Annotated in this window: 28 protein-coding genes; 9 read left to right on the top strand and 19 right to left on the bottom strand. The window is 54.0% G+C overall.

All coding sequences use genetic code 11. The features are described 5' to 3' along the window. Nucleotides 1-59 precede the first annotated feature (59 nt). A complete protein-coding gene (lpxM, locus tag V6944_RS00975; RefSeq protein WP_333497547.1) occupies nt 60-1,037 on the top strand; it encodes a lauroyl-Kdo(2)-lipid IV(A) myristoyltransferase in 978 nt (325 codons plus the stop codon). Nucleotides 1,038-1,167: 130 nt separating this feature from the next. On the opposite strand, the gene pyk is transcribed toward lpxM, so the two are convergent. Then, complete coding sequence (gene pyk / locus V6944_RS00970) at nt 1,168-2,610, bottom strand: pyruvate kinase (protein WP_035891694.1); 1,443 nt, start codon at nt 2,608-2,610, stop codon at nt 1,168-1,170. A 100-nt stretch (nt 2,611-2,710) separates the two neighbouring features. Continuing rightward, complete coding sequence (locus V6944_RS00965; RefSeq protein ID WP_035891692.1) at nt 2,711-3,580, bottom strand: MurR/RpiR family transcriptional regulator; 870 nt, start codon at nt 3,578-3,580, stop codon at nt 2,711-2,713. A 409-nt stretch (nt 3,581-3,989) separates the two neighbouring features. Here V6944_RS00965 and zwf point away from each other — a divergent pair, with 409 nt between their 5' ends. The 3 genes from zwf (at nt 3,990) to V6944_RS00950 (ending at nt 8,191) form a co-directional block, all read left to right on the top strand. Further along, on the top strand, nt 3,990-5,465 hold the full coding sequence (zwf, locus tag V6944_RS00960) for a glucose-6-phosphate dehydrogenase (protein ID WP_333497546.1): 1,476 nt from the start codon (nt 3,990-3,992) through the stop codon (nt 5,463-5,465). Nucleotides 5,466-5,698: 233 nt separating this feature from the next. Beyond that, entirely contained in the window at nt 5,699-7,510 is a 1,812-nt protein-coding gene (gene edd / locus V6944_RS00955; RefSeq protein WP_333497545.1) for a phosphogluconate dehydratase, read from the top strand. Nucleotides 7,511-7,549: 39 nt separating this feature from the next. Next, nucleotides 7,550-8,191: a bifunctional 4-hydroxy-2-oxoglutarate aldolase/2-dehydro-3-deoxy-phosphogluconate aldolase gene (locus V6944_RS00950; RefSeq protein WP_185667584.1), complete on the top strand. Its 642-nt coding sequence runs from the start codon at nt 7,550-7,552 to the stop codon at nt 8,189-8,191. Nucleotides 8,192-8,267: 76 nt separating this feature from the next. Here the strand turns inward: V6944_RS00950 and purT are convergent, their stop codons facing one another. Further along, nucleotides 8,268-9,446: a formate-dependent phosphoribosylglycinamide formyltransferase gene (gene purT / locus V6944_RS00945; protein WP_333497544.1), complete on the bottom strand. Its 1,179-nt coding sequence runs from the start codon at nt 9,444-9,446 to the stop codon at nt 8,268-8,270. 177 nt (nt 9,447-9,623) lie between these two features. On the opposite strand from purT, the gene ptrB reads away from it, so the two are divergent. Beyond that, nucleotides 9,624-11,675, top strand: a complete 2,052-nt coding sequence (gene ptrB / locus V6944_RS00940) for an oligopeptidase B (protein ID WP_333497543.1) — start codon at nt 9,624-9,626, stop codon at nt 11,673-11,675. Here ptrB and exoX read toward each other — a convergent pair whose 3' ends face one another. From exoX to V6944_RS00925, 3 genes are all read right to left on the bottom strand, one after another. After that, the gene (gene exoX, locus V6944_RS00935) at nt 11,676-12,335 is read right to left on the bottom strand and encodes an exodeoxyribonuclease X (protein WP_333497542.1); all 660 of its coding nucleotides are present in this window, start codon (nt 12,333-12,335) and stop codon (nt 11,676-11,678) included. A gap of 22 nt (nt 12,336-12,357) precedes the next feature. Continuing rightward, nucleotides 12,358-13,026 (bottom strand): carbon-nitrogen hydrolase family protein, encoded by a 669-nt coding sequence (locus tag V6944_RS00930; protein ID WP_333497541.1) that lies wholly within the window; start codon nt 13,024-13,026, stop codon nt 12,358-12,360. Between the two features lie 89 nt (nt 13,027-13,115). Beyond that, nucleotides 13,116-13,346 (bottom strand): DNA polymerase III subunit theta, encoded by a 231-nt coding sequence (locus V6944_RS00925; protein ID WP_185667589.1) that lies wholly within the window; start codon nt 13,344-13,346, stop codon nt 13,116-13,118. A 137-nt stretch (nt 13,347-13,483) separates the two neighbouring features. On the opposite strand from V6944_RS00925, the gene yobA reads away from it, so the two are divergent. From yobA to V6944_RS00910, 3 genes are read left to right on the top strand one after another with little or no spacing between them, the layout of a single operon-like run. Next, nucleotides 13,484-13,858, top strand: coding sequence for a CopC domain-containing protein YobA (gene yobA / locus V6944_RS00920; protein ID WP_333497540.1), 375 nt, complete (start codon nt 13,484-13,486; stop codon nt 13,856-13,858). Between the two features lie 2 nt (nt 13,859-13,860). Then, nucleotides 13,861-14,730, top strand: a complete 870-nt coding sequence (gene copD / locus V6944_RS00915) for a copper homeostasis membrane protein CopD (RefSeq protein ID WP_333497539.1) — start codon at nt 13,861-13,863, stop codon at nt 14,728-14,730. A gap of 12 nt (nt 14,731-14,742) precedes the next feature. Beyond that, nucleotides 14,743-15,081 (top strand): YebY family protein, encoded by a 339-nt coding sequence (locus V6944_RS00910; protein WP_185667764.1) that lies wholly within the window; start codon nt 14,743-14,745, stop codon nt 15,079-15,081. Nucleotides 15,082-15,416: 335 nt separating this feature from the next. Here V6944_RS00910 and V6944_RS00905 read toward each other — a convergent pair whose 3' ends face one another. From V6944_RS00905 to V6944_RS00855, 11 genes are all read right to left on the bottom strand, one after another. After that, complete coding sequence (locus V6944_RS00905; RefSeq protein ID WP_333497538.1) at nt 15,417-16,502, bottom strand: tyrosine-type recombinase/integrase; 1,086 nt, start codon at nt 16,500-16,502, stop codon at nt 15,417-15,419. Further along, nucleotides 16,471-16,731, bottom strand: a complete 261-nt coding sequence (locus V6944_RS00900; RefSeq protein WP_333497904.1) for an excisionase — start codon at nt 16,729-16,731, stop codon at nt 16,471-16,473. Before V6944_RS00900 ends, V6944_RS00905 begins: the two co-directional genes overlap by 32 nt. Nucleotides 16,732-16,804: 73 nt before the next feature. Continuing rightward, nucleotides 16,805-17,047 carry a DUF4060 family protein gene (locus V6944_RS00895; RefSeq protein WP_333497537.1) on the bottom strand — a complete coding sequence of 81 codons (243 nt, stop codon included), beginning with the start codon at nt 17,045-17,047 and terminating at the stop codon, nt 16,805-16,807. Nucleotides 17,048-17,054: 7 nt separating this feature from the next. Beyond that, nucleotides 17,055-17,363 (bottom strand): DUF7740 domain-containing protein, encoded by a 309-nt coding sequence (locus V6944_RS00890; protein ID WP_185667596.1) that lies wholly within the window; start codon nt 17,361-17,363, stop codon nt 17,055-17,057. 2 nt (nt 17,364-17,365) lie between these two features. Beyond that, on the bottom strand, nt 17,366-17,782 hold the full coding sequence (locus V6944_RS00885) for a PerC family transcriptional regulator (RefSeq protein WP_333497536.1): 417 nt from the start codon (nt 17,780-17,782) through the stop codon (nt 17,366-17,368). Nucleotides 17,783-17,836: 54 nt separating this feature from the next. After that, nucleotides 17,837-18,250, bottom strand: a complete 414-nt coding sequence (locus V6944_RS00880) for a hypothetical protein (RefSeq protein ID WP_333497535.1) — start codon at nt 18,248-18,250, stop codon at nt 17,837-17,839. 34 nt (nt 18,251-18,284) lie between these two features. Then, nucleotides 18,285-19,397 carry a RecT family recombinase gene (locus V6944_RS00875; protein ID WP_333497903.1) on the bottom strand — a complete coding sequence of 371 codons (1,113 nt, stop codon included), beginning with the start codon at nt 19,395-19,397 and terminating at the stop codon, nt 18,285-18,287. Nucleotides 19,398-19,408: 11 nt separating this feature from the next. Then, nucleotides 19,409-22,450, bottom strand: a complete 3,042-nt coding sequence (locus V6944_RS00870; protein ID WP_333497534.1) for a RecE family exodeoxyribonuclease — start codon at nt 22,448-22,450, stop codon at nt 19,409-19,411. Between the two features lie 140 nt (nt 22,451-22,590). Beyond that, the gene (locus V6944_RS00865; RefSeq protein ID WP_333497533.1) at nt 22,591-22,758 is read right to left on the bottom strand and encodes a YdaE family protein; all 168 of its coding nucleotides are present in this window, start codon (nt 22,756-22,758) and stop codon (nt 22,591-22,593) included. An 8-nt stretch (nt 22,759-22,766) separates the two neighbouring features. After that, the gene (locus tag V6944_RS00860) at nt 22,767-22,958 is read right to left on the bottom strand and encodes a DUF1482 family protein (protein ID WP_065554610.1); all 192 of its coding nucleotides are present in this window, start codon (nt 22,956-22,958) and stop codon (nt 22,767-22,769) included. Continuing rightward, entirely contained in the window at nt 22,958-23,158 is a 201-nt protein-coding gene (locus V6944_RS00855) for a hypothetical protein (protein ID WP_202209297.1), read from the bottom strand. The genes V6944_RS00860 and V6944_RS00855 overlap by 1 nt, the downstream gene beginning before the upstream one ends. A 122-nt stretch (nt 23,159-23,280) precedes the next feature. Here V6944_RS00855 and V6944_RS23300 point away from each other — a divergent pair, with 122 nt between their 5' ends. Then, nucleotides 23,281-23,511: an ECs_2282 family putative zinc-binding protein gene (locus tag V6944_RS23300; protein ID WP_414467728.1), complete on the top strand. Its 231-nt coding sequence runs from the start codon at nt 23,281-23,283 to the stop codon at nt 23,509-23,511. Nucleotides 23,512-23,844: 333 nt separating this feature from the next. Here the strand turns inward: V6944_RS23300 and V6944_RS00845 are convergent, their stop codons facing one another. Both V6944_RS00845 and V6944_RS00840 read right to left on the bottom strand, forming a co-directional pair. Further along, nucleotides 23,845-24,996 carry a type I restriction endonuclease gene (locus V6944_RS00845; protein WP_279084149.1) on the bottom strand — a complete coding sequence of 384 codons (1,152 nt, stop codon included), beginning with the start codon at nt 24,994-24,996 and terminating at the stop codon, nt 23,845-23,847. 21 nt (nt 24,997-25,017) lie between these two features. Then, a complete protein-coding gene (locus V6944_RS00840; protein WP_202217826.1) occupies nt 25,018-25,719 on the bottom strand; it encodes an XRE family transcriptional regulator in 702 nt (233 codons plus the stop codon). Between the last annotated feature and the right edge of the window lie 76 nt (nt 25,720-25,795).

The raw sequence follows: 25,795 nt of genomic DNA, 5'->3' as shown, positions 1-25,795 counted from the left end.
GGCCTCGCTACACTAACTGAATATCCACACTGACCCGATGAATCAACCCTGGAATAGGCATGGAAACGAAAAAAAATAACAGTGAATACATTCCCGAGTTTGAGAAATCTTTCCGCCATCCCCAGTACTGGGGTGCCTGGTTAGGCGTGCTGGCATTTGCGGGCATCGCTTACGTACCGGCAAAAATCCGTGACCCTATTCTGGGTAAGCTCGGTCGCCTGGCGGGTAAATTTGGTCGCAGCGCGCGCCGTCGTGCACAGATCAATCTGCTGTACTGCTTCCCGGAAAAAAGCGAAGCCGAGCGCGAAGCCATTATTGATGAGATGTTTGCCACCGCGCCGCAGGCAATGGTTATGATGGCCGAGTTGGCGCTGAAAGGGCCGGAAAAAATTCTGCCGCGCCTTGATTGGCAGGGGCAGGAGATTATCGATGAGATGCGCGCCAACGGCGAAAACGTTATTTTCCTGGTGCCGCACGGTTGGGGCGTTGATATCCCCGCGATGGTGATGGCGTCGCAGGGCCAGAAGATGGCGGCGATGTTCCATAACCAGGGTAACAAGGTCTTTGACTACGTCTGGAACACCGTCCGTCGCCGTTTTGGTGGTCGTCTGCACGCCCGTAACGACGGCATTAAGCCGTTTATTCAATCGGTCCGTCAGGGCTACTGGGGTTACTATCTGCCGGATCAGGATCATGGCCCGGAGCATAGCGAGTTCGTGGACTTTTTTGCCACCTATAAAGCGACGCTACCAGCGATTGGCCGTCTGATGAAAGTGTGCCGCGCGCGCGTGGTGCCGCTATTCCCGGTCTATGATGGCAAAACGCATCGCCTGACGATTCTGGTTCGCCCGCCGATGGACGATCTGCTAGAAGCGGATGACAACACCATTGCGCGTCGCATGAACGAAGAGGTGGAGATTTTCGTTGGGCCGCATACCGAACAGTACACGTGGATCCTCAAGCTGTTGAAAACGCGTAAGCCGGGTGAAACCGAGCCGTATCAGCGCAAAGAACTCTACCCGAAGAAAAAGAAATAACCCCGTAGCCCGGCCGAGCAAGGCGACGCCGGGACGGCTCAGTGCATAACCCCGGCGTCGTTTCACTCGGCCGGGCTACATAGGCAAAAAAAAACCGGACATCGCCCGGTTTTTTTATATCGAGAATAACTTACTCGACGGTCAGGATACGCGTGGTGTTGGTTGAGCCCACGGTGCTCATCACGTCGCCCTGAGTCACGATAACCAGGTCGCCGGACATCAGATAGCCTTTGTCGCGCAGCAGGTTCACCGCGTCGTGTGCGGCGGCGACGCCGTCGCATTCGCTATCGAAGAATACCGGGGTGACGCCACGGTACAGCGCCGTCAGGTTCAGCGTACGCTCGTGACGAGACATCGCGAAGATAGGCAGCCCGGAAGTGATACGGGAGGTCATCAGCGCGGTACGGCCAGACTCGGTCATGGTGATGATGGCGGTCACGCCTTTCAGGTGGTTTGCCGCATACATTGCCGACATGGCAATCGCTTCTTCCACGTTGTCGAACTGCACATCCAGACGGTGTTTAGAGACGTTGATGCTTGGGATCTTCTCAGCGCCCAGGCAAACGCGTGCCATTGCCGCCACGGTTTCAGAAGGGTACTGGCCCGCCGCGGTTTCCGCAGACAGCATCACCGCATCGGTACCGTCCAGTACGGCGTTTGCCACGTCCATGACTTCCGCACGGGTAGGCATTGGGTTGGTGATCATCGACTCCATCATCTGGGTCGCGGTGATCACGGAACGGTTCAGTTGACGCGCGCGACGAATCAGCGCTTTCTGGATACCGACCAGCTCAGGGTCGCCGATTTCAACGCCCAGGTCGCCACGGGCAACCATCACCACGTCGGAGGCCAGAATGATGTCGTCCATTGCGTCCTGGCTGCACACCGCTTCCGCACGTTCCACTTTGGCAACGATTTTCGCATCGCAGCCCGCTTCACGCGCCAGACGGCGAGCGTAGTTCAGGTCTTCGCCGCAGCGCGGGAAGGAGACGGCCAGGTAATCAACGCCGATTTTAGCGGCGGTATGAATATCCGCTTTGTCTTTATCGGTCAGGGCTTCAGCCGAGAGGCCACCGCCTAACTTGTTGATGCCTTTATTGTTGGACAGCGGGCCACCGACGGTCACTTCGGTGAATACCTTCATGCCCTGGATTTCCAGCACTTTTAGCTGTACGCGGCCATCATCCAGCAGCAGGATATCGCCCGGCACGACGTCGGCAGGCAGACCTTTATAGTCAATGCCCACTTTCTCTTTGTCGCCTTCGCCTTTACCGAGGTTGGCATCAAGCAGGAATTTGTCGCCGATATTGAGGAAAACTTTACCTTCTTTGAAGGTGGAAACGCGAATTTTTGGTCCTTGCAGATCGCCAAGAATAGCTACATGGCGGCCCAGTTTTGCTGCGATTTCGCGTACTTTGTCAGCGCGTAGCTGATGATCTTCTGGCGTACCGTGAGAGAAGTTCATGCGTACGACGTTAGCACCGGCGGAAATCACCTTCTCGAGGTTGTTATCGCGGTCGGTTGCTGGGCCTAACGTGGTGACGATCTTGGTTCTGCGAAGCCTTCTGGACATGTAATACTCCGTTGACTAATACAACTCAGGTGTTGCGTGAACAGGATTCGGTAGCAAGCGTTACCGAATGTTTTAATAGGTTACACCGTTATTATCGCTTTTAATGATTATCGCTGTGTGCGGATAGCTCTTTATCAAACCGCGATTCCTTTAACGCTTCTTTGACTCGCTTCAAGTTATCCCGGAATTTCGCCCCTCGACGCAGGGTAAAACCGGTTGCCAGGACATCGATCACGGTAAGCTGCGCGAGTCGGGAGACCATTGGCATATAAATGTCGGTATCTTCGGGAACATCCAGCGTGATGGCAAGGGTCGCTTCTCGGGCCAGCGGCGTGCCGGCGGAGGTGATGGCGATAACCATAGCATCATTTTCCCTCGCCACCTGGGCGACCTCAACCAGGCTTTTGGTTCTGCCGGTATGGGAAATCAGCACCACAACGTCATCGTCGCTGCAATTCATACAGCTCATACGTTGCAATACGATGTCATCAGAATAGATGACTGGAACGTTAAAGCGAAAAAACTTGTTCATGGCGTCGTGCGCCACGGCGGCGGAAGAGCCTAAGCCGAAGAAGGCAATTTTCTTGGCCTGGGTCAGCAGATCCACCGCGCGGTTAACCGCCGACATATCCAACGACTGGCGGACGTGAGCCAGGCTTGCCATCGCTGACTCGAAAATTTTGGCCGTATACGCCTCAACGCTGTCATCTTCATCAACATTACGATTAACATACGGTGTACCGTTGGCCAGACTTTGGGCAAGATGGAGCTTAAAGTCGGGGAACCCGCGGGTCTCCATACTGCGACAGAAGCGGTTAACGGTAGGTTCGCTGACCTCGGCCTCAAGGGCGAGCGCGGCAATGCTTGAGTGGATTGCCTGTTCAGGAGCGGCAAGAATAACTTCCGCCACTTTTCGCTCGGATTTGCTAAGGTTTTCCAGTTGGGTCTGGATTCTTTCCAGCATGTTCATCGTGACAAGTTGCTCATAGATTGAAACGATTCCATTAATGGGTGAAATCTGCAGGCGTTTTAGCAAGAATATACGCCTGAAGCCTGGCGAAAAGTGGAGAGGAACAGCAAAAAATGTTGTTTTTTTTCATTACATGATCAGCGTCGTATTTTAACAGACGCCGCTCGGGCGAAAGAACCAACAATACTGGCGGATTGCCTAAAACTCAGGCCGCAATGGTTCCGATTTGTGCGATCGGACGCGGTGAAGCGCGTTAAAGGGTTTCGGCAATTTCGTAAACACAGTACAGTGCACCGTAAGAAAATTACAACGATATCCGTTATTTTTCAGGGAAACCTGATAGCTAGCGGGTATATAACCTGGCAGCGCCTTTGGGTGGTAGACCAGGACATTAACTGAGGAGAATGACATGGCGGTAACGCAAACGGCCCAGGCATGCGATCTGGTCATTTTCGGCGCGAAGGGCGACTTGGCCCGCCGAAAATTGCTGCCTTCCCTGTATCAGCTTGAAAAAGCCGGTCAGATCAATCCAGATACGCGCATTATCGGCGTAGGCCGTGCCGACTGGGATAAAGCGGCATACACCAAAGTTGTCCGCGAAGCGCTGGAAACCTTCATGAAGGAGAAGATTGATGAAGGTTTGTGGGATACCCTCAGCGCGCGTCTCGATTTCTGCAACCTCGATGTCAACGATGCGCCAGCATTTTCGCGTCTGGGTGAGATGCTTGATCAAAAAAATCGCATCACCATTAACTATTTCGCCATGCCACCAAGCACTTTTGGCGCCATTTGCCGCGGTCTGGGTGAAACGAAGCTGAATGCCAAGCCTGCGCGCGTCGTCATGGAAAAACCACTGGGTACCTCACTGGAGACTTCTCGTGAGATCAACGACCAGGTGGGTGAATACTTTGAAGAGTGCCAGGTTTACCGTATCGACCACTATCTGGGTAAAGAAACGGTACTGAACTTACTGGCGCTGCGCTTTGCCAACTCCCTGTTTGTGAACAACTGGGACAACCGCACTATCGATCATGTGGAAATTACCGTGGCTGAGGAAGTCGGGATTGAAGGCCGTTGGGGCTATTTCGATCAGGCTGGTCAAATGCGCGACATGATCCAAAACCACCTGCTGCAAATTCTGTGCATGATTGCGATGGCGCCACCGTCCGATCTGAGCGCTGACAGCATCCGTGACGAGAAAGTGAAAGTGCTGAAGTCACTGCGCCGCATTGACCGTAGCAACGTGCGTGATAAAACCGTGCGTGGGCAGTACACCGCCGGTTTTGCGCAGGGTCAGAAAGTGCCGGGCTATCTCGAAGAAGAGGGCGCCAACAAATCCAGCAGCACGGAAACCTTCGTTTCTATTCGCGTGGATATTGATAACTGGCGCTGGGCGGGTGTGCCGTTCTATCTGCGCACCGGTAAACGTCTGCCGACCAAATGCTCTGAAGTTGTTGTCTACTTCAAAAACCCTGAGCTGAACCTGTTCAAGGAAACCTGGCCTGAGCTGCCGCAGAACAAACTGACTATCCGTCTGCAGCCGGATGAAGGCGTGGATATCCAGATCCTCAACAAGGTTCCAGGCCTGGAACACAAGCATAACCTGCAGGTGACCAAGCTGGATCTGAGCTACTCCGAGACCTTCAATCAGACTCACCTGGCAGATGCTTATGAACGTCTGTTGCTGGAAACCATGCGTGGTATCCAGGCGCTGTTCGTGCGTCGTGACGAAGTGGAAGAAGCGTGGAAGTGGGTCGACTCCATCACCGAAGCATGGGCAAGCGATAAAGACGCGCCAAAACCTTACCAGGCTGGCACCTGGGGGCCGGTGGCTTCGGTTGCGATGATCACCCGTGACGGGCGCTCCTGGAACGAGTTCGAATAACCGTCTGCGATAATCCGGAAGGGTTATTTTACCGGTAACATGATCTAACACAGCATGTAGTGCTATTTTTGTGCATTTAAGCCCCGGGTGGATTCACCACCGGGGCTTTTTTTATTACACTACCGGTAGACCTTTGCCTCTGAGCTGCGCTATACGGGCTTTTTCGATAAATCCGACCAATGATTTATCAGTGTAAGATAGCGGCCTGGACAGAAAAATTTTAAGGAGCCTTTATGAACTCTGTAATGTTACGCGTAACAAATCGTATTATTGAACGCTCTCGTGAAACTCGCGAAGCCTACCTGGCGCGTATCAATCAGGCAAAAACTGAAACGGTTCACCGTTCTGAACTTGCCTGCGGTAACCTGGCACACGGTTTCGCTGCCTGCCAACCGGACGATAAAGCATCGCTGAAGAGTATGCTGCGTAACAATATCGCGATCATAACCTCCTATAACGACATGCTTTCAGCCCACCAGCCTTATGAACACTACCCGGAGCTGATCCGCAAAGCGCTGCATAGCGTGAACGCGGTCGGTCAGGTCGCGGGCGGCGTACCCGCCATGTGTGACGGTGTGACGCAGGGGCAGGATGGTATGGAGCTTTCCCTGCTGAGCCGTGAAGTGATCGCGATGTCCGCCGCCGTGGGCTTGTCTCATAATATGTTCGATGGCGCGCTGTACCTCGGCGTGTGCGACAAGATCGTCCCAGGGCTTGCCATGGCGGCGCTCTCCTTTGGTCATCTGCCGTCCGTGTTTATCCCATCAGGCCCGATGGCGAGCGGCCTGCCGAACAAAGAAAAAGTGCGAATTCGTCAGCTGTATGCTGAAGGTAAAGTGGATCGTAACGCGCTGCTGGAATCTGAAGCCGCGTCTTATCACGCACCGGGCACCTGTACCTTCTATGGCACCGCCAACACCAATCAGATGGTGATCGAATTTATGGGCATGCAGCTGCCGGGCTCCTCATTTGTACACCCGGACGCACCGCTGCGTGCTGAACTGACCGCTGCCGCCGCGCGTCAGGTGACGCGTATGACCGGTAACGGTAACGAGTGGATGCCGCTCGGTAAAATGATCGACGAAAAAGTCGTGGTTAACGGTATCGTGGCGCTGCTGGCAACCGGTGGTTCGACCAACCACACCATGCACCTGGTGGCGATGGCGCGCGCGGCGGGCATCATCATCAACTGGGATGATTTCTCCGACCTGTCTGAAGTGGTGCCGCTGATGGCGCGTCTCTACCCGAACGGCCCGGCCGATATCAACCACTTCCAGGCGGCGGGTGGCGTGCCGGTACTGGTACGCGAACTGCTGAAAGGCGGCCTGCTGCATGAAGACGTTAACACGGTAGCCGGTTTTGGTCTCTCGCACTACACCATGGAACCGTGGCTGAACAACGGCAAGCTTGACTGGCGTGAAGGCGCTACGGCTTCGCTTGATGACAACATCATCGCCACCTTCGACAAACCGTTCTCAAAACACGGCGGCACCAAAGTGCTGAGCGGTAACCTGGGCCGTGCGGTGATGAAAACCTCTGCGGTACCGGTTGAAAACCAGATTATTGAAGCGCCTGCGGTGGTCTTCGAGAGCCAGCACGATGTGCTGCCCGCGTTTGAAGCGGGCTTATTGGATAAAGATTGCGTGGTTGTTGTGCGTCATCAAGGGCCAAAAGCGAACGGCATGCCAGAATTACATAAACTTATGCCGCCACTTGGTGTATTATTGGACCGCTGTTTCAAAATTGCGTTAGTCACTGATGGACGACTGTCCGGTGCATCCGGTAAAGTGCCGTCAGCGATCCACGTAACCCCTGAAGCTTATGACGGTGGCCTGCTGGCAAAAGTGCGCGATGGCGACATGATTCGCGTCAATGGCCAGACTGGTGAACTGACGCTGCTGGTTGATGAAGCTGAACTGGCCGCACGCCAACCGCATATTCCCGATCTGAGCGCTTCGCGCGTGGGGACAGGCCGTGAACTGTTTAGCGCATTACGGGAAAAACTGTCCGGCGCAGAGCAGGGCGCAACCTGTATTACCTTTTAAGATGACACGTTTTGTAGATCTGGCGAGAGAAAATTTCTGATGAAAAACTGGAAAACAACTGCAGAAGCAATCCTGACCACTGGCCCGGTAGTTCCGGTAATCGTGGTTAACAAGCTTGAGCACGCAGTACCGATGGCGAAAGCGCTGGTTGCTGGTGGCGTACGCGTGCTGGAAGTGACGCTGCGTACCGCTTGTGCGATGGACGCTATCCGCGCCATTGCCAAAGAAGTGCCGGACGCTATCGTGGGCGCGGGTACCGTGACCAACGCTCAGCAGCTGAAAGAAGTGACCGAAGCTGGCGCGCAGTTTGCTATCAGCCCAGGCCTGACCGACAGCCTGCTGAAAGCGGCGACGGCGGGTACCATTCCGCTGATCCCAGGTATCTGCTCCGTGTCTGAACTGATGCTGGGTATGGAACACGGCCTGAAAGAGTTCAAATTCTTCCCGGCTGAAGCGAACGGTGGCGTGAAAGCGCTGCAGGCGATCGCGGGTCCATTCTCTCAGATTCGTTTCTGCCCAACCGGCGGTATCTCCCCAGCTAACTACCGTGACTACCTGGCGCTGAAAAGCGTCCTGTGCATCGGCGGTTCCTGGCTGGTTCCTGCTGACGCGCTGGAATCAGGCGACTACGATCGCATCACCAAGCTGGCTCGCGAAGCGGTTGAAGGCGCGAAGCTGTAAGGTGTTTGCTGCACCCAGCCTGATGGCTGGGTAAGCAAAAGAAGGGCGGGTATGCGCAAGCAGCCCGCCTTTTTTCTTATCCCTGAACCACCACGGCCGCCGCGGCGATTTTGGCACGCTCGACGGCCTCTTCAACGCTGTCTGCGGTTGCCAGCGCCACGCCCATACGGCGAGAACCCGCAATATCCGGTTTACCGAACAGACGCAGCTGTACCCCGGCGCTTAGCGCATTCTGCACGTTATCAAAGGTGACGTTGCGGCTGGTCAGCGTGGGCAGCAGTACCGCCGAAGCGGACGGGCCGTACTGACGGATGGCGCCAATCGGCAGCCCCAGGAAAGCGCGAACGTGGAGGGCAAACTCGGAGACGTCCTGCGATATCAGCGTCACCATCCCGGTATCATGTGGGCGAGGGGAGACTTCGCTGAACACCACGTCATCACCACACACAAACAGTTCTACACCGAACAGGCCATAGCCGCCCAGCGCCAGCACCACCTCGCGGGCGATTTCCTGCGCACGCGCCAGCGCCAGTTCGCTCATCTGCTGCGGCTGCCAGGATTCGAGGTAGTCACCCTCTTCCTGACGGTGACCCACTGGAGCACAGAAGTGAACGCCGTCGACGGCATTGACGGTCAGCAGAGTGATTTCGAAATCAAAATTAACCACCCCTTCAACAATTACCCGGCCTGCACCGGCGCGGCCGCCTTCCTGCGCATACTGCCAGGCCTGCGCCAGTTGATCTTCTCGGCGAATAAAGGTCTGGCCCTTGCCGGATGAACTCATCACCGGCTTCACGATGCACGGCAGGCCGATATCGGTGACTGCCTCGCGGAACTGCGTTTCGCTGTCGGCAAAGTGGTAGGCTGAGGTCGGAAGCTTGAGGGTTTCCGCCGCCAGACGGCGAATGCCTTCACGGTTCATCGTCAGTTTGGTTGCCCGGGCGCACGGCACGACCTTCTGCCCGGCCTGCTCAAGCTCAATCAGCGTGTCCGTGGCGATGGCTTCAATTTCCGGCACGATAAAGTCTGGTTTTTCCTGTGCGACCAGCGCTTTCAGTACGTTGCCATCGAGCATGTTGATAACGTAAGCGCGGTGCGCGACGTGCATGGCCGGTGCATCGGCGTAGCGGTCGACCGCGATCACTTCAATACCTAAGCGCTGGCATTCGATCGCCACTTCTTTACCTAACTCACCTGAACCCAGAAGCATTACGCGCGTCGCAGCGGGACGCAGAGCTGTTCCTAATAACGTCATTACCCATTCCACCGTCTATCCAAAGTTTGGCGCATTATAAACGAAAACGTTTGCGTCTGTCTTGCGAGTGGCACAAAAGGCTGATGAAACGTAGGATGAGGGGAAAGGTTATGTTGGCAATGAGCGCGACTTTTGCCAGGCTTAATAATGAATTAACACGACAAGAAGAATAACGAGATGCCACCTAAAGCGAAACGGATACCCCACACCATGACTTTGCATGGTGATACGCGCGTCGATAACTACTACTGGCTTCGCGATGACACGCGCGCCAAACCGGCGGTGCTGGATTACCTGCAGCAGGAGAATGCCTACGGGCGTGAAGTGATGTCCTCCCAGCGCAGCCTGCAGGATCGCGTGCTGAAAGAGATTGTCGACAGGATCCCTCCGCGTGAGGTTTCAGCGCCCTATATCAAAAATGGCTATCGCTATCGCCAGGTGTTTGAGCCGGGCCGTGAATATGCGATTTACCAGCGCCAGGCGTTAAACAGCGATGAGTGGTCCTTGCTGATTGATGAAAACAAACGGGCGGCGCACAGCGAGTTCTATACCCTGGGTGGGCTAAACGTTGCACCAGACAATAACCTGTTGGCGGTGACCGAAGATTTTCTCTCCCGCCGCCAGTACAGCCTGCGTATTCGCCATTTGGAAAACGAAACCTGGCTGCCGGAAGTGATCGACGATGTTTCACCGGGTGTGGTGTGGGCCAACGATTCGCGCGTGCTTTACTACGTGCGCCAGCACCCAACGACGCTGCTGCCGTGGCAGGTGTGGCGACATCAGATTGGTGCTGCCGCCGAGCAGGACGAGCTGATTTACGAAGAGCAGGACGAGACATTTTATGTCAGCCTGCATAAAACCTCGTCACGCCAGTACGTGGTGATTGCGTTGTCCAGCACCACCACCAGTGAAATGCTGCTGCTGGATGCCGACCAGGCAAACGCCCAGCCGCGCGTCTATGTCCCGCGCCGTAAAGATCATGAGTACAGCCTCGATCACTACCAAAACCAGTTCTACCTGCGTTCTAACCGCGAGGGTAAAAACTTCGGCCTGTACCGCAGTGAATCCTGGGAAGAGGCCGAGTGGCAAACTCTGATTGCGCCGCGCGATGCCGTGATGCTCGAAGATTTCACGCTGTTTCGCGACTGGCTGGTGGTGGAAGAGCGTCAGCATGGCTTAACCAGCCTGCGGCAGATCCATCGCCATCGCCAGCAGGAAACGGCCATTGCCTTTGACGATCCGGCCTATGTGACCTGGATTGCCTATAACCCGGAGCCGGAAACCGCCTGCCTGCGCTACGGCTATTCGTCAATGACCACCCCGGACACGCTGTTTGAGCTGGATATGGACAGCGGCGAGCGCCGCGTGCTGAAACAGCAAGAGGTGAAAGGGTTTGATGCCAGTCATTACCGCAGTGAACGTATCTGGATTACCGCACGCGATGGCGTTGAGGTGCCCGTGTCGTTGGTCTATCGTCATGAGCATTTCCGTCGCGGTAAAAATCCGCTGCTGGTCTACGGCTACGGCTCCTACGGGGCCAGTATGGACGCCGACTTTAGCAGCAGCCGCTTAAGCCTGCTCGACCGGGGCTTTGTCTTTGCCATCGCCCATATTCGCGGCGGTGGTGAACTGGGGCAGCTCTGGTACGAAGAGGGAAAATTCCTCAAGAAGAAAAACACCTTCAATGACTACCTGGATGCCTGCGATGCGCTGCTGGCGAAAGGCTATGGCGACCCGGCGCTCTGTTATGGGATGGGCGGCAGCGCGGGAGGCCTGTTGATGGGAACCGTGATTAACGAGCGTCCTGAACTGTTCCATGGCGTTGTTGCGCAGGTGCCGTTCGTCGATGTGGTAACTACGATGCTCGATGAGTCGATTCCACTGACCACCGGTGAGTTTGAGGAGTGGGGGAATCCGCAGGATGAAACCTACTATCGCTATATGAAGTCCTATAGCCCTTATGACAACGTTAAGGCGCAGGCTTACCCGCATCTTCTGGTGACCTCGGGATTGCATGATTCCCAGGTGCAATACTGGGAACCTGCAAAATGGGTGGCCAAGCTGCGTGAACTGAAGGTAGACGATAACCTGCTGCTGCTGTGCACTGAGATGGATTCCGGTCACGGCGGTAAATCCGGACGCTATAAAAGCTATGAAGGCGTGGCGCTGGAGTTTGCCTTCCTGATTGCCCTGGCGCAGGGAACCTTGCCGGGGCAGTCCGAGCGCTAGCTACTGCTCGAGGTAGTGCTTGAGCGTCACGCGCAGTTCCGGGCTCATGCGGTCGAGGTTGTTAAACAGCCAGCGCAGATAGCCCGGATCGTTTTTCGCCACTTCAGCCACTTCCTGCCCGCGGTATTTGCCGAAGGTGAAGGTACGCAGCAGCGCCGGGCGGCCGGTGACGTCCACCATCTGGTCGGGCGTCCAGCCTGATACCTGTATAATGTCAATCAGCAGCGAAGCGGTGATATAACAGTCGTAAAGCGCGCGGTGATGATGCAGACCCGGTGGCGTTGCCACGCTTAGCTTGCGTGACTTGTACAGCGCCATATTGCTGTACTTGATACCCGGCCACAGGCGGCGTGCCATCTTCATGGTGCAGATCCACTCGCCTTCCATATCTGGCAGTACGCGGCGGTCGAAGCTGGCGTTGTGGGCAACATACCAGGGGCTACCCTGATAAAACGGCACCACTTCCTCAATCCACGGTTTGTCTGCCACCATCTCTTCGGTGATCCGGTGAATAGCCATCGCTTGCGGGCTGATAGGACGATCCGGACGCACCAGATGACTCATTGGATTGACGATTTTGCCGTCAATAACATCAACGGAGGCAATCTCCACGATACCCCCTTGCAGGTCACAGGTTTCTGTATCGATTACGCGCAGCATGGCAAACTCCGGCCTAAAACGTTTAGCGTAATGGAATGATCTCGCCTTGCCAACCCTGGTCGCTCTTTCTGCCCGTCAGCAGCAGTTCGCCGCCATCAGCACGCACAATAAGCTGGCCGTTTTCATCCCATAACGCGCTGCCGCCGGAGAAGGTGCCATTGGCATAGTTTGATTTCAGCACGGCAATGGCGTACTTGTGAGCGAAGCGCTGCAACCGTTGGCTGGTTCTCTGTTGCTGAGGTTCTGCCATCGAGCTGACCGTGGCCAGCAACGAGGCCTGCGGCGAAAGCTCGCAGCCTTCATGGTGCAGCTCAAAGACGCTGATTTGATCGGATTCTGGGGCCAGGCAGGTTCCCTGTCCTTGATGCTGCTTGATAGGGCCGGGGGCGTGTGGGGCGAAGATGACAATACCTTTGATGCGCTTACCATCGTTTTCCATCGGCAGCCCGGCGATGATGGTCATCTGATGCCGCTGGGCGGCTTCGCTTAAGGGCTGTAGCTGGGTATCGCTCGGTGGCACGGGCAGAGCTTGCTCGTCATCGGGGCCGGTCAGGGAAAGCTCCGGGAAGATTAATACCTTACAGGCCTGCTCGGCGGCAGCATCGACAAATCGTAGATGGTGGGTAATGTTCTCAGCGATATCCCCTCTGCGGGGAGCATATTGCGCTGCAGCAATAGTCCATGTCAGCATAGTTGCATCCTTCAACACGTTGTCATTGGGCTTTTATTCCAGATGATAGTATCAGGATGGACGTAAGGAACTGTCACTTAGCGTAAGCTTTATTTCGCTTTTGGCTCGTACGGCAGGCGAGAAAGGTTTACCGAGGCTAAGCGGTGTGTAATTAACCGTTCGCGGAACCAGTCACGCAGATGCGCAGGCTGTTCGCGCTCCACCACTTCGGCGACGACCGGCATATTGTAGCGCTCTTTAAACGCCACGCCAGCGGCGGCCAGATCGACGTTCACTTTGTCCATCTCGTCCTGGGGTAGGGTTGCCAGATTGGTATGCATGGTTTTCTCCTTGGGATAACGCGCAAAAGTTACTAAGAGTATCGCAAAATGGCAAGTCCAGAGGGTGCTCATCTCGACGTGAACATTATACAGCGTTATTCTTTGTCATATATCGATAACAAAAGGGAATGATGGAAATGAAATTCACCGCTCCTCGCGCACTGGGTGCCGCGCTGTTTTTACTCGGCTCGCTAAGTGCTTCACCTGTCTTTGCACACGCTCATCTGCAACAGCAAACTCCCGCGGCCAATTCGGAAGTCAGCCCGGCGCCGCAGACCTTAACGCTTAACTTCTCCGAAGGTATTGAGCCGGGTTTCAGTGGTGTGACCCTTACCGGCCCCGATCGGCGAATTATCCCGGTGGGCAAAGCGGTGCGCAACGAAAAGGACAACACGCAGTTGGTTATCCCGCTCAATGAAGCGCTGGGAGACGGACTCTATACCGTTGAGTGGCACGTGGTTTCCGTTGACGGCCACAAGACCAAAGGTCAGTACCAGTTTAGCGTGAAGTAACCATGCTGACGGCTCTCTATGTTGGGCTACGCTTTGCCCACTTCGCCACCCTGATGGTCGCCTTTGGCTGCACGCTCTATGCCGGATGGTGGGCTCCCATAGCACTTCGGCGCTTGCTGGTGCAGCGCTTTTTCAGACTGCTGCGCGGTTCGCTGGTGCTGAGCGTGCTCACGGCGATGCTGATGCTGATGGCTCAGGGCGGGTTAATGGGCGATGGCTGGTCTGATACCTGGCGGCCAGAGGTCTGGCAGGCGGTGGTGCAGACGCACTTCGGCAGCGTCTGGCTATGGCAGATTGTACTTGCCTGGGTAGCGCTGGGCGTAGCCTGGGTTCAGCCACGGCAGATGATGCGGCGGCTTTTGCTTCTCTGTGTGGCTCAGTTTATTCTGCTGGCGGGTGTTGGCCATGCTGCCATGAGCGATGGCGCGCTGGGCGTATTACAGCGCGTTAATCATGCGATACATCTACTCTGCGCGGGTGCGTGGGTGGGCGGGCTAATTCCGTTCCTCTATTGCCTGCGGCTGGCAAAAGGGCGCTGGCGTCAACCGGCGATTGCCACCATGATGCGTTTTTCCCGCTATGGGCACCTGGCAGTAGCAGGGGCCATCGTGAGTGGGGTCGTTAACGCGTGGCTGATTCAGGGCGGATTCACCACCGCCACGTCTTACGGATTGGCGCTGTGGGTGAAGTGCGGTTTTGTCGCGCTGATGGTGGTGGTAGCACTAGCGAATCGTTACCTGCTGGTGCCGCGCATGTCGATGGCCTCTGAGCGAGTGGCGCGTATTTTCCTGTGGACCACACAGGCCGAAATTATCCTGGGGGCGCTGGTGCTGGCGAGCGTAAGCCTGTTTGCGACCTGGGAACCTTTTTAATTGAACTGGCGAATTATGAAAAAGATTATTCTCTCTTTGTTGTTATTAACGGCGTCGGGATCCGCGCTGTCGGCGCAGATCATCACCGTTAGCCGCTTTGAGGTGGGCAAAGACAAGTGGGCGTTTAACCGCGAAGAGGTGATGCTGACCTGCCGTCCTGATAACGCGCTGTACGTGATTAACCCCAGTACGCTGGTGCAGTATCCGCTGAACGATGTCGCAGAGCAGCAGGTGAAAGCGGGCAAAACGCAGGCCCAGCCGCTGAGTATTATTCAGGTTGACGATCCGAAACAGCCCGGCGTGAAAATGAGTCTGGCGCCGTTTATTGAGCGAGCGCAGAAACTCTGCTGATTCGCAGAACATCTGCTTAAAAATCAATAAAAAACCGCAAGCATTCTTCTGGAATGGCTGCGGTTTTTTTATCTTATGCCGTTTATAGAACGAAATTTTTCAGCTCACAGTCGTTGTGGACTGGAAAACCTGTCACGGTCATCTATTCTTATAAAGCAAGGCGACTTAGCCTGCATTAATGCCAACTTTTAGCGCACGGCTCTCTCCCAAGAGCCATTTCCCTGGACCGAAAACAGGAATCGTTTTCGGTCTCTTTTTATCTGCTTGATTCTATTGGTTATTTTCTGGGGTGGCACGAAATTCCCCGAAAATCCCCCGAAATGTCCATATCCTGTTTAAACCATATCATACTCAGCACCACGCGCGTCCAGATATTTTTGCGTCATTGTTAAATTTTTGTGTCCCAATAATCTCTGGGCAAATTTCTCGTCGCGCTCCTTTTCATACAGTCTTCCGGCCAAGCTTCTGATCTCATGAAACGGTGGCGGGTTAGGCCCAAATTTTACCCCAGATAAATCCCTGGTATCGGCAAACGCCTGGGTAAGCGCATCTGGTGTTAATGGGCCCGGCTTCCTGCCACCATTTCGTATCGGTGAGTAGAGCATAAAGTCACTCGGGTTGTTGATGCTGCACCGGTCGATCACATCCTGCAAAACTAACCCCACAGCTTCAAGCTTCAAATCCAAAGGCATCGCAAGCTTATGCCCGGTTTTCTCCTGCGTAATGAAAAGGAGGCCATCCCGCGCATCGGAGAACCGCAATCTTGTGACGTCTTCACGCCTTTGCCCGGTGACCAGTGCCAGGTCCATCGCGTTCGGCAGCCACGCCGAGTTTTCCTCAGCTATCCCCCTTATTGCGTTGAAGTGCTCCAGCAGCAGCCTTTCTCTCTTAACCTTCGGCGTCGGCGCGCGCGTCGGCTCTGCCGGGTTCCTGTCTATATGTCCCTCAACGATCGCTTCCCGAAAGATATCCAGCAAAACCGAGCGCAGGCCGGAGGCCATGCTCTTCTTATCGCATGCGATGTAGTATTCGAGAAATTCGGCAACGTCCTTCGTCGTCACTGAGGCAAGCGGGATTTTGCCGAACTCATCTTTGATTGTGGCGATCTGATTTTTGCGCACCTTCATTGTGCTGGCCTTCAGGTCTCTTCGCTCAAGAATAACCACATAACGCTCCAGCCATGCCGACACCATAAATGTCGGCACGTCTTTAATTTTGTCGAGGAGCGTTGATGGAAGGTAGTTCTGGTCGATATAGCTATTGGCTTCTATGGCCTGAGCTATTGCATCTTTCCGGTCAACCCGGCCGAGCGATATTTCCTGCCCGGTGATCGGGTTGCGCCATGAGAAGAGCTTATCTCTTTTGCGAAAGGTCAGATTACGGGGCAGGTTAGCGTCGTAACGTACTGGCCTGTTCGCCATGTTTCAGTCTCTCCAGTAGGGTGCCTTTCTTTGGCAGTTCTTGCCGTATTGCTTTTGGGCGTAAGTTCTTTTTGCTTGGATCCACGTAAATAGAGTCAGGGACCAACCGATACTCTTTTCCGTGGCGCTCCGGAGCTGGATAAATTCGCCCCTCACGACACCAGCGACGCAGTGTCGATAAAGAAGGTGGGGTGGAATAAACAGAGTCTGCCCATTCCTGCAGGTTCATAAGCTTTGCCATTTTGCCTCCTGCTGGCAGCCGATTATAAGGCTGCCAGTGACGTGTTAATGATAATTCAGAATCAACTCACCTGGCCCGGCAGCGCACGCAGTCGGCGCATCCCCGTCATCGCTGTCGCGACATAGCTGCGACAACGATTGACCACTTCTACCCAAACCTTCACGCCGGATACCCGGACGGTGTAAGTCTCTTTCATCTTGCTGCGACCGTAGTCGCCGTAACGCTGGTGGTGTGTCTCCAGCGCAATGGCGCAGGCCTGGCGTGCGATGGGTGACTGCTTATTGCCGCGGTTAATTAGTTTCATGCTCACCTCACACAAACACATCAATCGGATCGCCATTGCTGGCGGCGGCGCGGTTCGCTTCCCGGCGCAGGCCGAGGACGTAACCTACAGGGTCCCAACTGCTGAGGATGGCGCTCAGCTCTTTCTGGCTGTGCCAGGTTGTCAGGCGGCCTTTCAGTGCAGTGGCGCAGGCGCGAACATTCGCCCTGGTAGGCCCGGCCATCTTCATGCAGAGGCACAATGTCAGCAGCAGGTCAGAATACTCATCTGCAGCCGCGCGCAGCGCGGCAGGCTCAATGCTGGCTTCCAGCTCCGGAAGGCGGTGTTTCAGGCTCATACTTATGCTCTCCCTAATCGAATACAGCGGTTACGCCGAGACGCAATAGTGGCCACGCCGGTTACCGTCTTCTGCAGGCGGGATAATTCCGCCCAGACTGTCGCCGCCCGGCGCCACAAGCCGCGACTCTCTAACTGGTTGGCTGTCGCTTCCAGTTGCCGGTCCTTCCCGAGCGCCGCTGGCGCTGGCCCATCAATGAGTTCTGACGCATACCAATCGCTAACGATGAAATTGTGAATACGTCCATCAACGGCATTCCTGGTGCGCAGAATCATGCCGCGTTCGGTCATTACGCCGATGATGTAGCGCGTAGCGCGATCGGTAAGGCAAAGCGCTTCGCTGATTTGTACGGGGCTTGCCTGCGGATTTTCGAGCAGGTAATGAGCGACCGCTTTCTGACGTTCAAATTTATCTACCATGCTGATAATTCGGCCCCGGCTGGGGCCGACCTCCGTTATCGAGGGTATTAAGTTTCACAAAGCACCGCTTTTGCGACTGATGCGCATGCGCAATCTATTTTTCTCTTTACGCGCTTGCCCCTGCTCTGGAGTTTCACGCTCGCGAGCTCGAGCGTTAGATTCGCGATTCCTACGGCGGCGAGCCGAAATGGGATCTTCTTCAGTTTTGATATGCAACTGCTGCTCGGCATCTGGCTCCTGAATCATGGCGGCGCGGCAGGCGTTCCATCCTTTACGCCATTCATAACTGCTGTTCGGCTTAGTCTCTGATGTCACTTCGTCAGGAACTGCCGGGGCAGTTAGTGCTGTCAGTGCAATTTCAAATATCGCCTTTTCTTTGTCGGCTATTTCGACGCCCGGAAACCGCTCGGCGTGCTCGATACATCCCTTTACGTAATTAACCAACTGCTCTTTTGTGAATTTGCTCATTTTGTTACCGGGAGGGCGAACCCTCCCGCCTCCATTAGCCAACGTATTCAGGTTTCATGTCATCGAGCGTCACGCGGAACTGCTCGTACAGTTCATCGCCCAGGTGGCGGCGCGCGGCGGTAAGTGCGGCTTCTGCCTTCTCAAACTGTTCTGCCGCCCCTGGTTCGCCTGCGTTAGGCAGGGAGTTAATAGTCGCTTCGACTTTGTTGCGAGCATTCACCCGGTGATAACGTTGGGTGGCTTTGTTCTTGAGTTCGGTGAACAGTGATGAGCCCAGCGCGGCTTTCGCCTGGTTGATGTCTTCGCCAACCGCTTTGGCAGCGTCAATATCTTCGGCTGCATCAATCCGGTCCCGGAATTCGTCGGCGATCGAGTCGATATTCACTGCGGATTCACGCGCGCTGCCGGTGGTTGTTACGTTGTCACCTGAGATTTCAGCCAGGCTAACACGCTGCGGCGCCGGGTTGATCTCCTTCTCTGCGCGCGGCTCGACTTCGTCCGGGGTGTAGACGCCAAGAACAACTGCCGGGCAGTAGAGGCGCGCCCAGTACTTCAGAGCTAGATAGGCGATCTGCTGTTTAGGGTTTGAGATCCACAGCGGGGAATTGCGGGTAATCACGCTGGAAAGGAAAACAGGCTCTCCCCAGGTAACTTCACTCTCGCCGCGAATGACCGCGCCAACACGCACTGAGAGGCCTTGTTCATCTGCGCTGTTCCAGCCGCGAACCATCTCTTTTTTATCGTACGTCCCGCCGCCTTTTGCAGGCTTCTTGACGATCTCTTCACGGCTGCTGGCGCATTTTGACCAGTCGCCCTCGTACTCATAGTGGAAGCGGCCCACGATAGCGTTTGAGCTGGAAATCACCGCGTTAACCAGTTGAGCCTCGTACCCCAGAACACCATTCACCAGATGTGTTTTCTGCGCCACGGCGTATGGGTTCATGCCCCACTGCATGGCCTGCATGATGATCGCCATGCAATCAGCCGGGTTTCCGCGAAGATGCTCAGGAACTGTCACAGCAGCCTGAGCCATCAAACCCGCAACGGCCTGCAACTGGGTTAATGCCTGCACGTTGAAAATGGCATTGCTCGCTGAAATGGTGGTTGGTGTCTGTTGCTCAGCGTTCACGATATTCATGTTTTCCATCATCATTCCCCTTATGCCAGGCGCAGCGCTTCAAGGCGGCGCATGTCGAAGTCGTTCAGTTCGTCGGTGTAGTCGCCGGTGATTGGCGCTGGCCACTCGCCAGTATCAAAGCCGGTCGCGATGGCGCGCATTGCCTTGCGGTACTCGAGCATGCCCAGCTCCAGCAGTTCAGCCGATGCCTCGATGATGGCGATCCAGTGGTAGTTCTCGTCTTTGTTGACGAAAATCCAGAAGAACTGGTCCAGCGCTGCCGTCTCGCAATACATTGCCGCGCTCAGGTGGTAATCGCGGTCGATAATTTCCCGGTGCAGCTTGGCGCGCAGGCCTTCCTGCTTGATGTTCCACATGCTGATGGTTTTGAGGTCTGCACCGACGCGAACACCATCGAGGTCGATTTCGAGGTCAGGGCGCACACGGACTTCCAGCCCGGTTTCATCGTCAAAGCCGAAATAACTCACTTCGACGGCGCGGCTCGGATGGGTCAACAGCTTGCCTGCGGTCGGGTGGTCCAGCAGCGCTTTCTGAATGGCCAGTGCAGTGCTCAACTGCTGGCGGGTGACCAGCACTTTTCCTTCCGGGTTCTCGCGCCATGCATCCAGCAGTTCGTCGGCGAACACCGCATCCGGATTAACGGCTTTCACGGCCTGAATCAGGTCTGCTTTGGTACCTGAGACTTTCAGCGGCTGAGGTTTCTGCGCTTCCTGCGCGACGAGGTCAGGGTTAATCACCGCCAGTTGCTCGAGCAGCGCGTCACGGCTTCCGCTGGTCTTCACCTGCGGCGGCAGGGTGGCGTTGTACTCTTTGATGCAGGCTTTCATCGCCGTTGCGGTCTGCTTCTGTCCTTCTTCAATGCGCTGAAACTCCGCAGGCAGCGCCATGTAGCTTTGTCCGGTTTCTTCCAGCGATGCGCCCAGCGGTACCTGCGGCGGCAGGGTGGCGTTGTACTCTTCCAGCAGCGCTTTGACATCGTCGGCTGACAGCAGCGCTGGCAGTTTGGCGTTGTGCTCATCGATAAACGCGCGGATCGTTGCCGTCGTGGTGAATGCGCCTTCCGGGATTACCGGTTCAACGCTGAATTCGGCATCCAGCAGTTCAGGCTGCAGGGCCAGTGCATGCACCAGGTTGCCCATATCCAGAACAGGAGAGCGTTCTTTCGTGATGGTCTTCTCGACGTGGCGCGCGTTGAAGTACATCAGGCTCACGCGAGCATCTTTCACCTGCGTGGAGCTGATGCCGTTGGCACTGTGGTAGACCTCGTTCGGTAGCCCTTCATAGCGGCCAGGCTCGAAGAAAGCAGGGTATTCGGCAACAGGTTCTGGCTGATTCACTTCTGGGCTGCTTTGATGCGCATTTTGGTCTTCCTGATGCACTGAACCGTCATTTTGATTCACGTTTTCCGGTTTTTGGTTAACATCTGCCGCTTCATGGTTCGCCAGGCTCGGTGCCGCGGCGGCCAGAATTTCCGCGTTGCTGCCTTCAAGTTCACGCGCATCAGCTTCTTCTTTCAAATCCGCTTCCATTGCTGCGTAGGTAGCATCGCCAACAACGGGACAGCATTCCGGACAGTGGCCGCCACCGACAGCACCGCAACCAGTACACACGATTTCAGCTACGGTATCTGTCTGCTGATCATCTTCCACAGCACCTTCGCCTGCTGATACCGCATCGTTAGTTTCGCCTTCGGCGCGCTCAGTCTTTTCCATCTGCACATGGCTGGTGGTTTCCTCGGTTGGTTTTGCTGGGGCATTCATCAAGCCATCGATGGAGAAAATCCCTCCGCCCACGTTGGCGATTTCTGGTTGTTTGGTTTGTGTCAGGTCTTCGTGAACCCATCGAGGATCTGTTGGGTCGCTGATACCCGGTACAAACTCTCCACGCTCGGCTGCCAGTCGGCGGCTCACTTCATCGTGGCTGATTTCCTCTGCATTCAATTCATCGCCATTCCCTGCGATGTTTTGGGCGACAGCCACGGTTTCCGCTGTTGGCGCATCATGTTTTGACTCAGTAAGATTAGCGTTGATATACGTCTGCAGGCTGACCGGGAAGTGGTGAACGTTCTCTGCGGCGCCACGGATGAGCGCGAAGATAGCAGCGCGCGAATAGTCCAGGATGCCAGCGGTTTTACGCAGTGCCTTAGACCACTCAGCGAATGGACTTTCTTTTTTGCTGACGATCTCTTTCGCGCGACGATGAATAGAACCAGGGATTTCGTAGATATTGAAATCCATTGGCAAAGTGGCCAGTGCAATCTCCTCGTCCAGCGTGTCCAGAGTGTGCTCGTAACCATCCGGACGATCGGTCTTATTGCCGCCGCCAGCATTTGTTTTAACGTCGGTACGCTGAATCTGCGCCACGCGGTTACCTTTCTGCCATTCTTTGACCAGCAGAACACGGTCGATGTGCTCAGTAGTCGCCCAGGCTTTCACGAACTGAATAACCAGGTTCAGCTCGCTGCGCTTGTCCTGCGGGAATACCGTCTTAACTGCGGAGGTCAACTTCCACAGCGTCGGCATGTCGAAGGCCTTAACCTCAGGTGCGTTCTCGGCGGCCAGCAGCAGGTTCTGGACGTAGGTGTTGTCCGTGTCCATTTCCAGCGCGGCGATTTTCGCCTGGGTTTCTTTGTTGATGCAGTAGACGTGCAGGTCCTCAGCCATGAACTGCGCCAGCAGTTGCACGCGGAATCCCATAGGCGCGATGTTGTATTCAACGTTAACAATCTTGCTTTCGTGGCCGTCGTCAGCATCTTCCTGGTGGAAAGCATCCTGCGGCGCCGCGCCGTCTTTCAGCTGCCAGGTGCGCTGATCTTCGGCCAGTTCGTAGCGTTCGCACCAGGTAAAATCAACCACGCCTTCCTCCGGCAGGTCGTCAACAACCGGCATGTCAGTGCGCACCGGCTTGGCGTAGTCCTTACCGCGGCCAGTTTCGATATCTGCATCTTCCAGCTCAACATCAAGCTGCAGGTTGGCGCGCGCTTCGGATTTCGCGCTGAACCAAATCACTGCATCTTTCTTGCCGGATTTCTGTGTAGCCTTAACTACGTAGAAGAATTCCATGTTCAATCCTCTTTTTCGGATGTTAGAATCCCCGGGCCATTGGTGGCGCCCATTGGGTGTGTTCATTGGTTTTGGTAATTTCCGGTGTAACTTTGGTCGAGAGCACCGGACGTACAGGCCCGCTTCGGCGGGTTTTTACGTTATGACTCGTGGGCCATCTGGTCGTACGAAGCGCAACGTACGCAGCAGTAATCGCGCTCTTCGTGCTTCAGCTGCGCGCCGTGGATCAGCGTCAGCTTGTTCTTCACTTCTTTGCCTTGTTCAATCGGCTTTCCGCACCGGCGGTAAGCGCATTTCTTCTCCTGCATAACGCCCCCTAAAACGATCTTGATGCTGGAATTTCATCAGCCGGGATAACCGCGTCTACCGGATAACATTCACCAGAAACATGCTGTTCAACTGCTGCGATTTCACATTGTTGCTGGTTGTCGTACACCCCGATAACCACATCCTGAAAGCTGCCATTCGTCATGCCGACAGTGAGCACTAAAGCAAACAGAGTCCCCATCAGTGTGTCCCCGCTGGTACAAGAGAAGGGTCAATGGTGCGTGAAGAATACGGGCGGCGGATATTGCGCAGGTTTCCCTGCGGTTCGTGCCAGTACAGCCCTTCGCGGTAATCAAAAGAAACCAGCCATGCTGCGCCGGTGCGCTGGCTGCGCATTGCCACTGCGCGACCGCTGTTTGGTATTACTGGATTAGCTTTCATCTCAACCCCCCTTAAGTAGTGCCTGGTTTGATAACCCACTCAGGCTGCGTGGGTTCCTGCTATTCCCCAATAGAAAGGAATCGGTTAATGTTTAATCCCCCAATAGTGAAGAGGAATTAAACATGTGTGACTCAATCCAGATGAAACTCGCCTGCCCGGATTGCGGCTGCGAACTCATCAAGCGACCCGATGATTTTGATTTTGAGAACAACTTCGTCGGGGCATCCTGCGCCGATTGCGGCAGGGAAATCACAAAGGACGATGCAATTCAGCAGGGCAAGGATGTTGTTACAAAACAGCTCAATGCCATGCTGGGTAACGCATTCAAAGGAACGGGTTTCAAATTTAAATAGGTCAATAAGTTCACCCAATTGCCTTACTGCTTCGCTGGCGTCAATTCTGATGGGCGCCACTTTTACGTTGCTCATCTCACTCCCTCTCGTTTGCCCTTGTCGCCAGGCTGGCGGAACGTTGTTGAACCTTATGCGCGTTTGTTTTCGCGATGAGGTAAGGATAACTATAGTTATTTATGCTGTCCATAACTTAATTTATAATAATGGGAATTAAGTTATATGCAAATGATAACAAAGGGAATTTATTTTGTGAGTTTGTGGTATTGATCTTGAGTCGAGCTGGGGGATTTGGCGGGACAGATCAGTAAACCGGCCTTTCGACCGGTTATGGAATCATTTTTTGCGGAAATTTTCGTCGTTTTTTACGTACTCAAATGAATCGAGAACCAACCCTGATATCCTCAGGATGTCTTCAGGATTTTCCATGTAGATTCTTGATGCATCGCAGGTTAACCCTGCTCTGGAGATTTCGTTAATGGTTATGTCGTTTAATTCTATAGGGAGCTGAATTGAAGATTTCGATTTTTTATCATAGTAGCGGACTATCCAGCGATTGGTTTTCCCTTGGTAGAGTACGCCGAAGTATGATGCGGTGTCTTTGTATTGAATGTCATGCTCAGCCCCAATAATGGACGCAATCTTTTCAAAGAGCTGCCTTTCATTGTATGTCGTGACGATGTTGGGGTTGTCTGGGTCGACAATGTCCGCTTGCGCATCAGATGCTTCATGCGTATGGTCATCATTAATTTCATCGTGTACTGATTCTGTTGAGCTCTTACCTGATAGCCCAGAAACAACCATGGCGCTTACTGATAATTCTACTGCTTGTTTAACCAGTGGAGTGATTGACTCAAGGAATCTCTGATTTAACTGCCTTTCTACACTTGATCTGCTTGCGACGTATCTAACAAATTCTTGATCTACTTCTCGAAGGCTTGAGCTTATTGTTTTAGTAAACGCAGAAAGATACACGCTCTCTTCTGCTAAGGTTCTTAAGGCTTCTGGTTTGAATTTATCATGTCTAAATCTGAATAATTGTTCTGCGTCTGAATCTGTAACTTCATCCATTCTTATTTTTAAGAATGGGGTAGGGTCCATGATATTTTTTTCTTTTAAATCTGTAAAGAATCTCCACTCAACCCCATTCGTTATGGCGGAAATTGTTACTTCCGGCGTTGAGTTGAAATATCTTGATAGTTGCGGGCAGTGGTTATCTATTTTTTCTTTATAGGCTTTGGCTTCAATAAACATGACAGGGATACCCTGACAGAACAGGGCGTAATCAACTCGCTCGTTGGCCTTGACCCCTGGGAAATCAGCACCATATTCAGCTTTTACTTTTTGCGGGTCGTATGGACTAAAGCCAAGAATATCCAAAAAAGGTAAGATTAATGCCTGTTTTGTCGTTTCTTCTGTCGTGCAATGTATCCCAACACTTTTTACATGATCGCTGTGAAGTTTTAACCTGTTTTTAAATGCATCCATTTGGGGTATCCCATATCTGTGTTAATAGTCTAAAACTGACCACCAAAAAACTCTGCCTATAATTTCTATCTCACCGAGATTTTTTTCCTCTGAAGGATACTCCGTGCTGTTGTAACTGCGAATGCTGATCATGTCTGGGCCAATGCGGTAAAGTAACTTAATTCTTTTCCACCCATCCTCATTGATTGCATACATTTTGCCATCTACTATTTTCTTATCATTTGTATTTACGGCTACAGTTGTGCCATCAGGGATATTTGGCTCCATGCTATTCCCTCTGGCGGGGAAGCATAAAATGCCTGAACCGTCGGTATTAGCTCCAACCCTTCTGAGGGTGGATTTAGAAAAACGTAGCTTAAAACCGTTGTAATCCTCATCGGAAAACCTTCCATCCCCGCATGCGAACTCTATATCTCTCAAGAAAGGTATCTCCACCTCATCTTCAGGAAGTGGTGAATTTCTATCCCACGAGTCTATTTTTCCCCATTCTTTCTCAGGAGGGACCGTGTGTTCATTGCGCATCGGTCCACTTCCATTGCTTAACCACTCCGGTCTAACGCTTAGCGCGCGAGAAAGCTCAACCATTTTACGGCTGCCATTTGTCTTTCCTGATGTCATTTTTTGAATCGCTGGCTGTGAAAGTCCAACACGCTCCGCTAATTGCCCTTGAGACAAACCTGCGGCGCTCATGGCAGCGATCAATCGTTCTGCGAAAGTTTTCATATTGTCAATTTATAACCGTGGTTATAGAAAGTAAAATAACAAAGGTTATGTACTTTGGGCATAACTTGAGTTATCT

Origin of the sequence: Kluyvera sp. CHPC 1.2972 (genome assembly GCF_036759925.1) — a bacterium.
Taxonomy (GTDB): domain Bacteria; phylum Pseudomonadota; class Gammaproteobacteria; order Enterobacterales; family Enterobacteriaceae; genus Kluyvera.
This window is presented reverse-complemented; position numbering and strand designations above follow the sequence as displayed.

Excerpts from the sequence above, each read along its gene's own strand:
- lpxM (WP_333497547.1), top strand. The coding sequence starts at position 60 with ATGGAAACGAAAAAAAATAACAGTGAATACATTCCCGAGTTTGAGAAA.
- pyk (WP_035891694.1), bottom strand. The coding sequence starts at position 2,610 with ATGTCCAGAAGGCTTCGCAGAACCAAGATCGTCACCACGTTAGGCCCA.
- V6944_RS00965 (WP_035891692.1), bottom strand. The coding sequence starts at position 3,580 with ATGAACATGCTGGAAAGAATCCAGACCCAACTGGAAAACCTTAGCAAA.
- zwf (WP_333497546.1), top strand. The coding sequence starts at position 3,990 with ATGGCGGTAACGCAAACGGCCCAGGCATGCGATCTGGTCATTTTCGGC.
- edd (WP_333497545.1), top strand. The coding sequence starts at position 5,699 with ATGAACTCTGTAATGTTACGCGTAACAAATCGTATTATTGAACGCTCT.
- V6944_RS00950 (WP_185667584.1), top strand. The coding sequence starts at position 7,550 with ATGAAAAACTGGAAAACAACTGCAGAAGCAATCCTGACCACTGGCCCG.
- purT (WP_333497544.1), bottom strand. The coding sequence starts at position 9,446 with ATGACGTTATTAGGAACAGCTCTGCGTCCCGCTGCGACGCGCGTAATG.
- ptrB (WP_333497543.1), top strand. The coding sequence starts at position 9,624 with ATGCCACCTAAAGCGAAACGGATACCCCACACCATGACTTTGCATGGT.
- exoX (WP_333497542.1), bottom strand. The coding sequence starts at position 12,335 with ATGCTGCGCGTAATCGATACAGAAACCTGTGACCTGCAAGGGGGTATC.
- V6944_RS00930 (WP_333497541.1), bottom strand. The coding sequence starts at position 13,026 with ATGCTGACATGGACTATTGCTGCAGCGCAATATGCTCCCCGCAGAGGG.
- V6944_RS00925 (WP_185667589.1), bottom strand. The coding sequence starts at position 13,346 with ATGCATACCAATCTGGCAACCCTACCCCAGGACGAGATGGACAAAGTG.
- yobA (WP_333497540.1), top strand. The coding sequence starts at position 13,484 with ATGAAATTCACCGCTCCTCGCGCACTGGGTGCCGCGCTGTTTTTACTC.
- copD (WP_333497539.1), top strand. The coding sequence starts at position 13,861 with ATGCTGACGGCTCTCTATGTTGGGCTACGCTTTGCCCACTTCGCCACC.
- V6944_RS00905 (WP_333497538.1), bottom strand. The coding sequence starts at position 16,502 with ATGGCGAACAGGCCAGTACGTTACGACGCTAACCTGCCCCGTAATCTG.
- V6944_RS00900 (WP_333497904.1), bottom strand. The coding sequence starts at position 16,731 with ATGAACCTGCAGGAATGGGCAGACTCTGTTTATTCCACCCCACCTTCT.
- V6944_RS00895 (WP_333497537.1), bottom strand. The coding sequence starts at position 17,047 with ATGAAACTAATTAACCGCGGCAATAAGCAGTCACCCATCGCACGCCAG.
- V6944_RS00890 (WP_185667596.1), bottom strand. The coding sequence starts at position 17,363 with ATGAGCCTGAAACACCGCCTTCCGGAGCTGGAAGCCAGCATTGAGCCT.
- V6944_RS00885 (WP_333497536.1), bottom strand. The coding sequence starts at position 17,782 with ATGGTAGATAAATTTGAACGTCAGAAAGCGGTCGCTCATTACCTGCTC.
- V6944_RS00880 (WP_333497535.1), bottom strand. The coding sequence starts at position 18,250 with ATGAGCAAATTCACAAAAGAGCAGTTGGTTAATTACGTAAAGGGATGT.
- V6944_RS00875 (WP_333497903.1), bottom strand. The coding sequence starts at position 19,397 with ATGGAAAACATGAATATCGTGAACGCTGAGCAACAGACACCAACCACC.
- V6944_RS00870 (WP_333497534.1), bottom strand. The coding sequence starts at position 22,450 with ATGGAATTCTTCTACGTAGTTAAGGCTACACAGAAATCCGGCAAGAAA.
- V6944_RS00865 (WP_333497533.1), bottom strand. The coding sequence starts at position 22,758 with ATGCAGGAGAAGAAATGCGCTTACCGCCGGTGCGGAAAGCCGATTGAA.
- V6944_RS00860 (WP_065554610.1), bottom strand. The coding sequence starts at position 22,958 with ATGGGGACTCTGTTTGCTTTAGTGCTCACTGTCGGCATGACGAATGGC.
- V6944_RS00855 (WP_202209297.1), bottom strand. The coding sequence starts at position 23,158 with ATGAAAGCTAATCCAGTAATACCAAACAGCGGTCGCGCAGTGGCAATG.
- V6944_RS23300 (WP_414467728.1), top strand. The coding sequence starts at position 23,281 with ATGTGTGACTCAATCCAGATGAAACTCGCCTGCCCGGATTGCGGCTGC.
- V6944_RS00845 (WP_279084149.1), bottom strand. The coding sequence starts at position 24,996 with ATGGATGCATTTAAAAACAGGTTAAAACTTCACAGCGATCATGTAAAA.
- V6944_RS00840 (WP_202217826.1), bottom strand. The coding sequence starts at position 25,719 with ATGAAAACTTTCGCAGAACGATTGATCGCTGCCATGAGCGCCGCAGGT.